This window comes from Quadrisphaera sp. DVD1 (genome assembly GCF_058932755.1).
Map to the genome: position 1 here is coordinate 1 of NZ_JBZYWI010000100.1, position 11,437 is coordinate 11,437.

Below are 11,437 nucleotides of genomic sequence, written 5' to 3' on the forward strand. Positions count from 1 at the left end.
GGCCGGGGTCTCCGGGGCGGGCGCCTCGGGCGCGGGCGCCTCCTGGGTGGGCGCCTCCGGAGCCGAGGGCGTGGACGGCTCGGACCGCGGGCTCGAGGGGCTGGAGGACCGCGACGGCTTCGACGTGGGCTTCGGGGCCGCCCTCACCGCGCCGATGATGTTCTGCGGCGGGTCGGTGAAGCCCTGCACCGGCGCGCCGGCCAGCGCGCGGTCCGTGTAGGACTTCCACAGCGGGGCGGAGATGGTCGCGCCGTACATGTTGCGCCGGTACACCCCGCCGATGGTCTTGCGGTCCATGCTGATGCTGCCCTTGGGGTAGCCGATCCAGACCGAGGTGGCCATCTGCGGGGTGTACCCGGTGAACCACGTGGCCACGGCGTTGTTCGTCGTGCCGGTCTTGCCCGCCGCGACCCGCCCGTCGGCCAGCGCGTTGCCCCGCGCCGTGCCGCGCGTGATCGTGTTGCGCAGGGCGTAGGTCACGCCGTTCGCGACCTCGGGCGAGATGGCCTGGCGGCAGGAGCTGGACGGGACCGCCAGCGCGCCGCCGTCGGCGTCGGTGACGGCGCTGATGGCCGTCGGCTCGCAGTAGGTGCCCTGCGCCGCGAACGTGGCGAAGGCGTTGGCCATGGCCAGCGGGGCCACGGTGTCCACCCCGAGGGTCATCGACGGCTGGGCGGTGACCTCGGAGCCGTCCTGCGCCTTGACCACGCCGAGGTTGGTCGCCATCGCCCGGACGTCGCACATCTGCAGCTCGTTGAGCATCTGCGCGTAGGCGGTGTTGACGGAGTTGTAGGTGCCCTCCAGGACGGACATCTCCGAGTTGCCCTGGCCGTCCCCGGAGTTGCTCGGGCTGTAGGGGTCGCTCGTGTACTTCACGTTCGGGCCCACGCAGCTGCCGTACTTCCAGCTGCTGTTGGGGAAGGTCTTCTTGCGCGCGTCGACCGTCTCGTTGAGCGTGTGCCCGTTGGCGAGCCAGGTGGCCAGCACCAGGGGCTTGAAGTTCGACCCGGGCTGGAAGCCGGCGGACCCGCCCATCGCCCGGTCGGCGTTGTAGTTGATCGACGTGCCGCCGCTCGTGCTCTCCGACCGGGGGTCGAAGGTGCGGTTCTGGGCCATCGCGAGGATCTTGCCGGTGCCGGGCTCCACCGAGACGACCGAGGCGCCGATCCCCGAGCCGTCGTCCGGGACGTAGCTGTTGACCTCCTCGATCGCGGCCTGCTGCTTGGCCGGGTCGAGGGTCGTGGTCACCGTCAGGCCGCCGCGGTAGAGCAGGCGGCTGCGAGCGCTGCGGTCGTCGCCGAACGTGGGGTCGTTGAGCAGCGTCTCCACGACGTAGTCGCAGAAGAACCCCGACGCGCCGGCCTGCACGCACCCGTTGGGCGTCTGCTGGACGTCGAGCTGGGCCTCCAGCGGCAGGGCCGCGGCCTCGTCGTGCTGGGCCTGGTCGACCACCCCGAGCTCGAGCATCCGCGCCAGCACGGTGTTGCGGCGGGCGAGGGCGTTCTCGGGGTTGTTCACCGGGTCGTAGCCGGTGGGGTTCTGCACGATCCCGGCCAGCAGGGCGGCGTCGGCCAGGGAGAGGTCGCGGGCGGACTTGTTGAACCAGTGCTTGCTGGCCGCCTCGACGCCGTACTGGCCGCCGGCGAAGTTCGCGATGTTGAGGTACCGCTCGAGGATCTCGTCCTTGGAGAGCTGCTTCTCGGCCGCGATCGCCAGCTTCACCTCGCGCAGCTTGCGGGTGTAGCCCTCCAGGCCGCTGCGCTGCGTGGTGGAGGCGAAGGCCGCGGCGCGCTCCTCCTCGGTGGCGTTCGCCGGCAGGGCCGCCAGCGCCTCCTCGACCTGGACGTTCTTGATCCACTGCTGGGTGAGCGTGGAGGCGCCCTGGACGTCGTCCTCCTGCATGTTCTGGACGAAGGCGCGGCCCATGCCGCGCGGGTCCACGCCGCCGTGCTCGTAGAAGCGCGAGTCCTCGATCGCGATGACCGCCTGCTGCATCACCGGGGAGACGGCGTCCAGCGGCACCACGGTGCGGTTCTCGTAGTAGAACGTCGCCATCAGCGACCCGTCGGCGTAGAGGATCCGCGACTGCTGCGAGAGCGGCTGCTCCTCGAGGTCGGCCGGGAGGCTGTCGAAGAGGTCGACCGTGCTCGTGGCCACGGAGCCGGCGGCCGCGACCGCCGGCACGAGCAGCCCGGCGGCGAGCACTCCGGCTCCCACGCTCGCAGCGGCCAGGCCCGCGACGAGCTTGACCACCCTGCTGGCGCTCGTGGGGGCGGTCGTGGGGGGGTGCTGCGCCATAGCACCAGGGTACGGGGCGCGACCCCGGATCCCCGCCCGTGACGGGCCGAGGACTACGAGTGACTAGTCACAAGATGGTCACGGAATGGCCCGGACGAGCCGTGGGAACTCCTGCGGAGCCCGCGTAACTTCATCCGTGTCACTTGGTCCGGTTCGCCCGGGTCGGTCGCTTCCAGACCGATCCAGGCACCGGATCCCCGGGTCGGCGCTTCCCCGCCGCACCACCGACCGGAAGGCACCAACCATGCTGCTCGAGCCCCCCCAGTGGACCGCCCAGGCCTCCTGCCGCCGCAGCGACCCGGACGCGCTGTTCGTCCAGGGCGCGGAGCAGAACCGCGCGAAGGTCGTCTGCCAGGCGTGCCCCGTGCGCACCGAGTGCCTCGCTGACGCCCTCGACAACAGGATCGAGTTCGGCGTCTGGGGCGGCATGACCGAGCGCGAGCGCCGCGCGGTGCTCAAGCGCCGCCCGAACGTGCAGTCCTGGAGCCGCCTGCTCGAGACCGCCCGCGCCGAGCACGAGCGCGCCGTGGCCACCGCCGAGGCCGCCGAGGTCCGCTCCGCCTGATCCGCCCCTCAGCGGGGAGGAGCGCCGGCCAGGTCGGCGCCGACCCCCCGCAGGGCCGCCAGGTCGGTGACGTCACCGGCCCGGGCGGGCACCACGGCCACGGCGAGGCCGGTCCCGCCGTCGGCCAGCACCTGCTCCACCAGCTCCTGCTCACGGGCGGCGCGATCGGCGACCTCGGCCTGCAGGGCCAGGACGGCGGCCGCCCCGGGCGCACCGGGCCCGGCCGGCAGGCGCGCCGCGGCCGCGCGAGCGTCGTCGGGGCCCATCCCCGCCACGGGGACCGAGGCCCGGTTGACCACGAGGGCGGCCAGGCGCAGGCCCTCCGCCCGCAGGCGCGCCACGAAGAACGAGGCCTCGGCCAGCGGGTCCGGCTCGGGAGCGGCGACGACGACGAACGCCGTCCGCTCGTCCGCCAGGGCCGCGTAGGTGGCCTCGGCGCGGGTCCGGAAGCCGCCGAAGACGGCGTCCAGCGAGGTCACGAGCGCCTCGACGTCGCGCAGCAGCCGCGCTCCGAGGATCCGGTCCATGGCTGCCGCGAGCCCCCCGGCCACCGCGCCGACCAGCGCGGAGGCGCGCCCGCCCCGCCGCGCCGGCGCCGACAGCAGCCGCACGAACCGGCCGTCGAGGAACGCCGACAGCCGCTGCGGGGCGTCGAGGAAGTCCAGCGCCGACCGGCTCGGCGGGGTGTCGACGACGAGCAGGTCCCACGGCTGCTGGCCCGCGCGGGCGGCGGCGCGCAGCTGGCCCAGCCGCTCCATCGCCATGTACTCCTGCGTTCCGGAGAAGGACGAGGCGAGCGACTCGTAGACCGGGTTGGCCCGGATGGCCGCCGCCCGCTCCGGGCTCACGGCGGCGTCGACGAGCTGGTCCAGGGTGCGGCGCACGTCGAGCACGAGCGCGTCGAGCGAGCCGCCCGCAGCGGTGTCGACGCCGGGCACCGCGCGCGGCGCGCCGACCTCCGGTCCCGAGCCGTCCCCGTCCACCCCGTCCCCGTCCACCCCGTCCCCGTCCACCCCGCCGGCCGGGACGCCGAGGGCCTGGGCGAGCCGGCGCGCGGGGTCGACGGTGAGGACGGCGACCCGCCGGCCGCGCTCGGCCGCGCGCAGCGCCAGCGCGGCGGCGGTCGTGGTCTTGCCCACCCCGCCCGACCCGCAGCACACGACGATCTCGGTGCCCCGGTCGTCCAGCAGCGCGTCGAGGTCCCACCGACCCCGCCCGGCGCTCACGGCAGGCCCTCCTCGAGCAGGTCGGCCAGCGCGTAGAGGCCGGCGAGGTCGACGCCGACGGCACCAGGCAGGGCCGGCAGCTCCCGCACCGGGTGCCCGAGCGCGGTGAGCACCGCGAGCTGCTCGCGCTGCGCCGCGACCCGGGCCGCGTGCTCGCCGGCCTGCGCCAGCAGACCGGCGACCAGGGGCGGGGAGCAGCCCGCGGCGGCCAGGGCGGCGACGGCGTCCTCGTCGGCCGCGGGCAGCGGCGCCAGCACCCGGTCGGCCACGACGGCGCCGACCGGCAGCCCCGCGGCCGCCAGCTCGGCGACCGCCTCGGCGGTCTCGGTCACGGGCAGCTCCTCCAGCAGGGCCACCACGTGCACGGCCGTGGCGGGGGAGCGCAGGAGCGCCGCCACCGACGCCGCCTGGCCGGCGATCGGTCCGCCGCCCGCCAGCCCGGCGAGCTCCTCGCCGATGCCGAGGAAGCGGGTGATCCGCCCGGTGGGCGGGGCGTCGAGCACGACGGCGTCGAAGGTGGGCGTGCCGTCGGCCTCCGTGCGGCGCACCGCCTCGTAGACCTTCCCCACCAGCAGCACGTCGCGCAGGCCCGGCGCGATCCCCGCGATGAAGTCCACCGCCCCCACCCGGTCGAGCGCCCGCCCGGCGCGGCCGAGGCGGTAGAAGACGTCGAGGTACTCCAGCAGCGCCGCGCGCGGCTCCACCGCCAGGGCGCGCACCTCGCCGCCGCCGGCGCCCTCGGCGACCTCGACCTCGGCGTAGGGCAGCTCCTCGGTGCCGAGGAGGCGAGCCACCCCCTGGCGGCCCTCCACCTCGCAGAGCAGCACGCGCCGGCCCGGGCCGGCCAGCGCGAGGGCGAGCGCCGTGGCCACCGTCGTCTTCCCCGTGCCGCCCTTGCCGGTGACCACGTGCAGCCGCACAGCGCTGGGACCGGCCACCGCCCGACCCTACGGAGGCCCGGGCCCCGCTGCCCGGCGGCGCGCGGAGGCGCTGGTCACAGCGCGGCCACTAGGCTCGCCGCCATGGTCCAGTGGGAGTACCTGACGGCGCCGCTCATCGTGCACAGCACGAAGGCGATCCTCGACAACTTCGGGTCCGAGGGCTGGGAGCTCGTGCAGGTCGTGCCGGGCCCGAACGGCCAGGGCCTGGTCGCCTACCTCAAGCGCCCGAAGGCCTGAGCCGGTGAGCACGCCCGCCGAGCGCCTGTCCGAGCTCGGCCTGGAGCTGCCCGCCCCGCCCGAGCCGGTCGCCGCCTACGTGCGCGCCGTGCGCACCGGGTCGCTGCTGTTCACCTCCGGCCAGCTGCCGATGGTCGACGGCGAGCTGGCGGCCACCGGCCTGGTCGCCGAGGGTTCGGACCAGGTGCCGCCCGAGCGCGCCCGCGAGCTCGCCGCCACCGCCGCGCTCAACGCCCTGGCCGTCGTCGCCGCCGAGGTCGGCGGCCTGGAGAACGTCGTGCGCGTGGTCAAGCTCGTCGGCTACGTCGCCAGCGCCCCCGGCTTCGTGGGCCAGCCCGCCGTCATCGACGGCGCCAGCGAGCTGCTCGTCTCCGTGCTCGGCGACGCCGGCAAGCACGCCCGCAGCGCCGTCGGGGTGGCGCAGCTGCCGATGGGCTCGCCGGTCGAGGTCGAGCTGGTCGTCGAGGTCTCCTGAGCGTCCCCGCGCCCGAGCTGGAGGCGCTGGCCGGCCGGGTGCGCCTGGTCCGGGCGCCGAACCCCGGGCCGATGACGCTCGAGGGCACGAACACCTGGGTCCTGCGCGGGCCGCGCGGCGCGGTGGTCGTCGACCCGGGACCGGACCACGCCGGCCACCGCGCGGCGGTGCTGGACGCCGTCGCCGGGGCGACGGTCACGCACGTCCTGCTCACCCACGGCCACGACGACCACGCCGCCGGCGCGGCGGCGCTCGCGGCGGAGGTCGGGGCGCCCCTGCTGCCCGCCGGGTCGACGCTGGGCGGCGACGACCCCGGCGCCCTGGGTCTGCGCGCCGTGGCCACGCCGGGCCACAGCGCCGACTCCGTCTGCTTCCTCCTGCCCGCCGCGGGCGGCGAGCCCGCGGCGCTGCTGACCGGCGACACCGTGCTCGGCCGCGGCAGCACCGCCGTCGAGCCCGGCGGCCTGGCCGCCCACCTGGCCTCCCTCCGCGCGCTCGTGGCGCTGGCCGCGGAGGAGGAGCGCCGCGGCGTCCTCGTCCTCCTGCCCGGTCACGGCCCGGTGCGCCCCGACGCGGGCGAGGCCGCGGGCGAGCTGCTCCGCCACCGGCTCGAGCGGCTGGCGCAGGTCCGCGCGGCGGTCGCGGCGGGCGCCCGCACCGCCGCGGAGGTGGTGGCGGCGGTCTACCCCGGACTCGCGCCGGACCTGGCCCCCGCCGCCGAGCGCACCGCCGCGGCGTCCCTCGCCCTGCTCGCGGAGGAGCGGGGCTGACCCGGCCGCAACCCGTGAGCTGCGGTCGCCACCCCCACCCTTGCACCGGGTACCCCCCACCCGTATCCTCGACGTCGAATACCCCCCACGGGTACGAAGAGAGGGATCGATGGACACCGCGGCACCCGGCTACAGCGCCACCAAGGACGCCCACCTCAAGCGGCTGCGCCGCATCGAGGGCCAGGTGCGGGGCCTGCAGCGGATGGTCGAGACCGACGCGTACTGCATCGACGTGCTGACGCAGGTCTCGGCGGCGACGAAGGCCCTCGAGGCCGTCGCGCTGTCCCTGCTGGAGGACCACCTGGCGCACTGCGTGGCCGACGCCGCCCGGCAGGGCGGTGAGGTCGCCGACGCCAAGGTCAAGGAGGCCTCGGCCGCCATCGCCCGCCTCGTGCGCTCCTGACCCCCACCGACCACCACCACTGATGAGCGAGGAACCGACCGTGACCAGCCAGGACGTCGAGATCACCCCCCGCGGCACCGCTCCGGCGGCCTCCGGCGGCTGCAGCTGCTGCGGCCCCGCCGCCGGCACCGAGGCGACCACCGAGGCCACCACCGAGGCCCGGGCCAGCGCCCGCTACCTGGTGGAGGGCATGACCTGCGGGCACTGCGTGAGCGCCGTGACGTCCGAGCTGTCCGCCCTCGACGGCGTCAGCGGTGTCGAGGTCGACCTCGTGGCCGGCGGCACGTCGACCGTGACGGTCACCTCCGCCGCGCCGCTGGGCACCGACGCGGTCGCCGCGGCGATCGACGAGGCCGGCTACCGCCTCGTGCAGTCCTGACCTCGTCCCACCTGCCGCAGCCCTGAGGAGGTCCCCGTGTCCACGTCGTCCGCGACGAGCCCGCCCGCCGGTCCCGCCCCTGGTCCGGCTCGCGTGGTCGACCTGGCCATCGGGGGGATGACGTGCGCGTCGTGCCAGGCGCGGGTGGAGAAGAAGCTCAACCGCCTGGACGGCGTGAGCGCCACGGTGAACTTCGCCACCGAGCGGGCCCAGGTCACCGTGGCCGGGGACGTGGCGGTCGAGGACCTCGTCGCCACCGTGGAGGCCACCGGGTACACCGCCTCGGTCATCGAGCCGGAGCGGCCCCGGTCCTCCGAGGTGGCGGACGGGGCGGAGGCCGACGGGAGCGCTCCGCTGCGCCAGCGGCTGGCGATCAGCGCCGCGCTCACCGCGCCCGTGCTGGTCCTGGCGATGGTTCCCGCCTGGCAGTTCACCTCCTGGCAGTGGCTCAGCCTCGCCCTGGCGGCCCCCGTCGCGACCTGGGGCGCGTGGCCGTTCCACCGCGCGGCGTGGACGAACCTGCGCCACGGCGCCGCCACCATGGACACCCTCGTCAGCCTCGGCGTCGGCGCGGCGTTCCTCTGGTCGCTCTACGCGCTGTTCCTGGGCGGGGCGGGCGAGCCGGGGATGACGATGCCGTTCTCCCTCACCGCGTCGCGCGGGCACGGCACCGCCGAGATCTACCTCGAGGTCGCTGCAGCGGTCACGGTCTTCCTCCTCGCCGGGCGCTACGCCGAGGCCCGCGCCAAGCGCCGCTCGGGGGAGGCGCTGCGCGCCCTGGCCGAGATGGGCGCCAAGGACGTCGCCGTCCTGCGCGGCGGCGTCGAGACCCGCGTCCCGCTCGACCAGCTCGCCGTCGGCGACGAGTTCGTCGTGCGACCGGGGGAGCGGATCGCCACCGACGGGGTCGTGGTCACCGGCACCAGCGCCGTGGACGCCTCGATGCTGACGGGTGAGTCCGTGCCGGTCGAGGTCGGCCCCGGCGCCACCGTGGCCGGGGCCACCGCCAACGCCGGTGGGCGGCTGGTGGTGCGCGCCACCCGCGTCGGGGGCGACACCCAGCTCGCCCGGATCGCGCGCCTCGTCGAGGACGCGCAGAACGGCAAGGCCGCCGTCCAGCGCCTGGCGGACCGCGTCTCCGCGGTCTTCGTGCCCGTCGTCATCGTCCTGGCGCTGGCCACGCTGGCGTTCTGGCTCCTGCGCGGTGCCGGCGCCGAGGCCGCCTTCACCGCGGCGGTCGCCGTCCTGATCATCGCCTGCCCGTGCGCCCTCGGCCTGGCCACGCCGACCGCCCTCATGGTCGGCACCGGCCGCGGCGCCCAGCTGGGCATCCTCATCCGGGGCCCGGAGGTGCTCGAGTCCACCCGGGCGGTGGACACCATCGTGCTCGACAAGACCGGCACGGTGACCACCGGGCGGATGGGCCTGGTCGACGTCGTCCCCGCCGACGGCACCGAGCGCGACGAGCTCCTGCGCCTGGCCGGGGCCCTCGAGGACGCCTCCGAGCACCCCATCGCGCGCGCGGTCGCCACCGCCGCTCGGGACGCGGCCGGAGCGCTGCCGCCGGTGGAGGCCTTCGCCAGCGCCGAGGGCCGAGGCGTCTCCGGCGTCGTCGAGGGACGCGCCGTCGTCGTCGGACGCCGCACCTGGCTCGCCGACGAGTGGGCCCAGCACGCGCCGGCCGACCTGGTCGCCGCGGCGGAGGCCGCCGAGGGCCGCGGGCACAGCCCCGTCTGGGTCGGCTGGGACGGCCAGGTGCGCGGGGTCGTCGTCGTGGCCGACACCGTCAAGGACACCAGCGCCGAGGCGATCGCCCAGCTCCGCCGCCTCGGGCTGCGCCCGGTGCTGCTCACCGGCGACAACGCCCGCGCCGCCGCCCACGTCGCCGCGCAGGTCGGCATCGACGCGGCCGACGTGACCGCCGAGGTCCTCCCCGCCGGCAAGGCCGCGGTGGTGCGGGAGCTGCAGGGCCAGGGCCGCGTGGTGGCCGTGGCCGGTGACGGCGTCAACGACGCCGCCGCCCTGGCCCAGGCCGACCTCGGCCTGGCCATGGGCACCGGCTCCGACGTCGCCATCGCCGCCTCCGACCTCACCCTCGTCCGTGGCGACCTGCGCGCCGCGGCCGACGCCATCGCCCTCGCGCGGCGCACCCTGGTGATCATCAAGGGCAACCTGTTCTGGGCCTTCGCCTACAACGTCGCCGCCCTGCCGCTCGCTGCGGCGGGCCTGCTGAACCCGGTGGTCGCGGGCGCGGCCATGGCGCTGTCGTCGGTGTTCGTGGTCACCAACAGCCTGCGCCTGCGCAGGTTCGCCCCGGCCGCGGCCCGGCGCTGAGCCGCCGGCCGGTCGAGCGCCCGCGAGGGGCCCGGTGAGGGCGGGGGCGGAGGATCGCCGCGAGGTCGAGAACGCGATCATGGTGCAGACTGCCCCCGTGGACGAGCGCGTGGTGCGGCGCGCCCCGCTGTTCGCGGGGCTGGACGACGAGGACGCCGCCGCCCTGATGGCGATGGTCACCGAGGTGAGCCTCAAGCGCGGCGAGGTGCTCTTCGCCGAGGGGGACCAGCCCGACCGGCTCTTCGTCATCGACGCCGGCAAGATCAAGCTGCGGCGCACCGCCAAGGACGGGCGGGAGAACCTGCTCGCGGTGCTCGGGCCGGGGGAGATGTTCGGCGAGCTGTCCTGGTTCGACCCGGGCCCGCGCACCTCCGCCGCGGTCGCGGTCTCGCCCACGCGCCTGGCGGCGGTGAACTACGACTGCCTGTTCGCCTGGATGTCCGGGCGGCCCCAGGTGGCCCAGCACCTGCTGCGCGCCCTCGCCCAGCGGCTGCGGCGCACGAACGAGGTGCTCGCCGACATGGTCTTCACCGACGTGCCCGGCCGCGTCGCGGGCACCCTGCTGGAGCTGGCCCAGCGCTTCGGCCGCCCCGCCGAGGACGGCCTGCGGGTGCAGCACGACCTCACCCAGGAGGAGCTCGCCCAGCTCGTCGGCGCCTCGCGGGAGACGGTGAACAAGGCGCTCGCGGACTTCGGGGCCCGGGGCTGGCTGCGCCTGGAGGCCCGCTCGGTGGTGCTGGTGGACGTCGACCGGCTGCGCCGGCGCGCCCACTGACCCCTCACCGGGCGGTGGGCCCGCTCGCCTCCTCCGGCACCGCGGCGTCCACGTCGAGGACCAGCCGGGCCTGCGCGAGGCGACGCCACCGCGCGGCCCGGGAGGCCTGGTCGACCAGCGCGGCGCGCCGCGCCCGCAGCCGCTCCAGCGACAGGTCGAGCAGGTCGGTGGAGGCGGGGCTCGCGAGATCGGTCACGAGCACGGGTTCGGCGTCCGCGGCCGGGACCTTGAGCCGGTGCGCCGCCCCCTCGCCCGCCCGGTGCACGCCCGTAGGCTGGGCCCGTGACGGCGGTGCGGCAGGGGGCTGAGACCCCGCTCGGACGCACCCGCCGGGCTCGCCGGATGCACCGGGCGCTGGCCGTCCGCTACCCCACCGCCCGCTGCGAGCTGGAGCACAGCAGCCCGTTCGAGCTGCTCGTCGCGACCGTCCTGTCGGCCCAGACGACCGACGTCCGGGTCAACTCCGTCACCCCGGCGCTGTTCGCCCGCTACCCCGACCCGGTCGCCCTGGCCGCCGCCGACCGCGCCGACCTCGAGGAGGTCATCCGCCCGACCGGCTTCTTCCGGGCCAAGGCCGCGTCGGTGCAGGCGCTGGCGGCCCGGCTGGTCAGCGACTTCGGCGGGCAGGTGCCCCGGCGCCTGGAGGACCTCGTCACCCTGCCTGGGGTCGGGCGCAAGACCGCCAACGTCGTGCGCGGCGACGCGTTCGGGCTGCCCGGGATCACCGTGGACACGCACGTGGGCCGGCTCTCCCGCCGCTTCGGGTGGACCGAGAGCACCGACCCGGTGCAGGTCGAGACCGACCTGGCGGCGCTGTTCCCGCCGCGGGACTGGACGCCCCTGTCGCACCGGATGATCTTCCATGGCCGGCGGACCTGCCACGCGCGCCGCCCGGCCTGCGGCGCGTGCCCCGTGGCGGGCGACTGCCCGAGCTACGGCGTTGGCGAGACCGACCCCGACCGCGCGCGGGCGCTGGTCAAGGACGTCCACGAGGCGGGCCTGGAGTGAGCGCGGCGACGACGGAGCCGCTGGCC

13 protein-coding genes are annotated in these 11,437 nt (G+C 76.2%); 9 read left to right on the forward strand and 4 right to left on the reverse strand.

Annotated features, from left to right (window positions below; genetic code table 11):
• The coding region (locus AC5FZL_RS11690; protein WP_493618798.1) for a transglycosylase domain-containing protein at positions 1-2,298 on the reverse strand (2,298 nt) is incomplete at its 3' end.
• A 244-nt stretch (positions 2,299-2,542) separates the two neighbouring features.
• On the opposite strand from AC5FZL_RS11690, the gene AC5FZL_RS11695 reads away from it, so the two are divergent.
• Positions 2,543-2,863, forward strand: coding sequence for a WhiB family transcriptional regulator (locus AC5FZL_RS11695; RefSeq protein WP_493618800.1), 321 nt, complete (start codon positions 2,543-2,545; stop codon positions 2,861-2,863).
• A gap of 8 nt (positions 2,864-2,871) precedes the next feature.
• Here the strand turns inward: AC5FZL_RS11695 and AC5FZL_RS11700 are convergent, their stop codons facing one another.
• Both AC5FZL_RS11700 and AC5FZL_RS11705 read right to left on the reverse strand, forming a co-directional pair.
• On the reverse strand, positions 2,872-4,089 hold the full coding sequence (locus tag AC5FZL_RS11700; RefSeq protein ID WP_493618801.1) for an ArsA family ATPase: 1,218 nt from the start codon (positions 4,087-4,089) through the stop codon (positions 2,872-2,874).
• A complete protein-coding gene (locus tag AC5FZL_RS11705; RefSeq protein ID WP_493618803.1) occupies positions 4,086-5,027 on the reverse strand; it encodes an ArsA-related P-loop ATPase in 942 nt (313 codons plus the stop codon). Before AC5FZL_RS11705 ends, AC5FZL_RS11700 begins: the two co-directional genes overlap by 4 nt.
• Before the next feature lie 84 nt (positions 5,028-5,111).
• Here AC5FZL_RS11705 and sp36 point away from each other — a divergent pair, with 84 nt between their 5' ends.
• The 7 genes from sp36 (at position 5,112) to AC5FZL_RS11740 (ending at position 10,403) form a co-directional block, all read left to right on the forward strand.
• Positions 5,112-5,267: a Sp36 family protein gene (sp36, locus tag AC5FZL_RS11710; protein WP_493618805.1), complete on the forward strand. Its 156-nt coding sequence runs from the start codon at positions 5,112-5,114 to the stop codon at positions 5,265-5,267.
• A gap of 4 nt (positions 5,268-5,271) precedes the next feature.
• On the forward strand, positions 5,272-5,742 hold the full coding sequence (locus AC5FZL_RS11715) for a RidA family protein (RefSeq protein WP_493618806.1): 471 nt from the start codon (positions 5,272-5,274) through the stop codon (positions 5,740-5,742).
• Positions 5,743-5,813: 71 nt separating this feature from the next.
• Positions 5,814-6,512 (forward strand): MBL fold metallo-hydrolase, encoded by a 699-nt coding sequence (locus AC5FZL_RS11720; protein ID WP_493618808.1) that lies wholly within the window; start codon positions 5,814-5,816, stop codon positions 6,510-6,512.
• A 109-nt stretch (positions 6,513-6,621) separates the two neighbouring features.
• Positions 6,622-6,915 carry a metal-sensitive transcriptional regulator gene (locus tag AC5FZL_RS11725; protein ID WP_493618810.1) on the forward strand — a complete coding sequence of 98 codons (294 nt, stop codon included), beginning with the start codon at positions 6,622-6,624 and terminating at the stop codon, positions 6,913-6,915.
• A 40-nt stretch (positions 6,916-6,955) separates the two neighbouring features.
• Positions 6,956-7,294, forward strand: coding sequence for a heavy-metal-associated domain-containing protein (locus AC5FZL_RS11730; RefSeq protein WP_493618812.1), 339 nt, complete (start codon positions 6,956-6,958; stop codon positions 7,292-7,294).
• Positions 7,295-7,330: 36 nt separating this feature from the next.
• Positions 7,331-9,628 carry a heavy metal translocating P-type ATPase gene (locus AC5FZL_RS11735; RefSeq protein ID WP_493618813.1) on the forward strand — a complete coding sequence of 766 codons (2,298 nt, stop codon included), beginning with the start codon at positions 7,331-7,333 and terminating at the stop codon, positions 9,626-9,628.
• Between the two features lie 79 nt (positions 9,629-9,707).
• Positions 9,708-10,403, forward strand: coding sequence for a Crp/Fnr family transcriptional regulator (locus AC5FZL_RS11740; protein ID WP_493618815.1), 696 nt, complete (start codon positions 9,708-9,710; stop codon positions 10,401-10,403).
• A gap of 4 nt (positions 10,404-10,407) precedes the next feature.
• Here AC5FZL_RS11740 and AC5FZL_RS11745 read toward each other — a convergent pair whose 3' ends face one another.
• Entirely contained in the window at positions 10,408-10,668 is a 261-nt protein-coding gene (locus AC5FZL_RS11745) for a hypothetical protein (protein WP_493618817.1), read from the reverse strand.
• A gap of 77 nt (positions 10,669-10,745) precedes the next feature.
• Between AC5FZL_RS11745 and nth the strand changes: the two genes are divergently transcribed.
• On the forward strand, positions 10,746-11,411 hold the full coding sequence (gene nth / locus AC5FZL_RS11750) for an endonuclease III (protein ID WP_493618819.1): 666 nt from the start codon (positions 10,746-10,748) through the stop codon (positions 11,409-11,411).
• Positions 11,412-11,437 lie beyond the last annotated feature (26 nt).

Coding starts and splice junctions, on each gene's coding strand:
- AC5FZL_RS11695 (WP_493618800.1), top strand. CDS start 2,543: ATGCTGCTCGAGCCCCCCCAGTGGACCGCCCAGGCCTCCTGCCGCCGC.
- sp36 (WP_493618805.1), top strand. CDS start 5,112: ATGGTCCAGTGGGAGTACCTGACGGCGCCGCTCATCGTGCACAGCACG.
- AC5FZL_RS11720 (WP_493618808.1), top strand. CDS start 5,814: ATGACGCTCGAGGGCACGAACACCTGGGTCCTGCGCGGGCCGCGCGGC.
- AC5FZL_RS11725 (WP_493618810.1), top strand. CDS start 6,622: ATGGACACCGCGGCACCCGGCTACAGCGCCACCAAGGACGCCCACCTC.
- AC5FZL_RS11740 (WP_493618815.1), top strand. CDS start 9,708: ATGGTGCAGACTGCCCCCGTGGACGAGCGCGTGGTGCGGCGCGCCCCG.
- nth (WP_493618819.1), top strand. CDS start 10,746: ATGCACCGGGCGCTGGCCGTCCGCTACCCCACCGCCCGCTGCGAGCTG.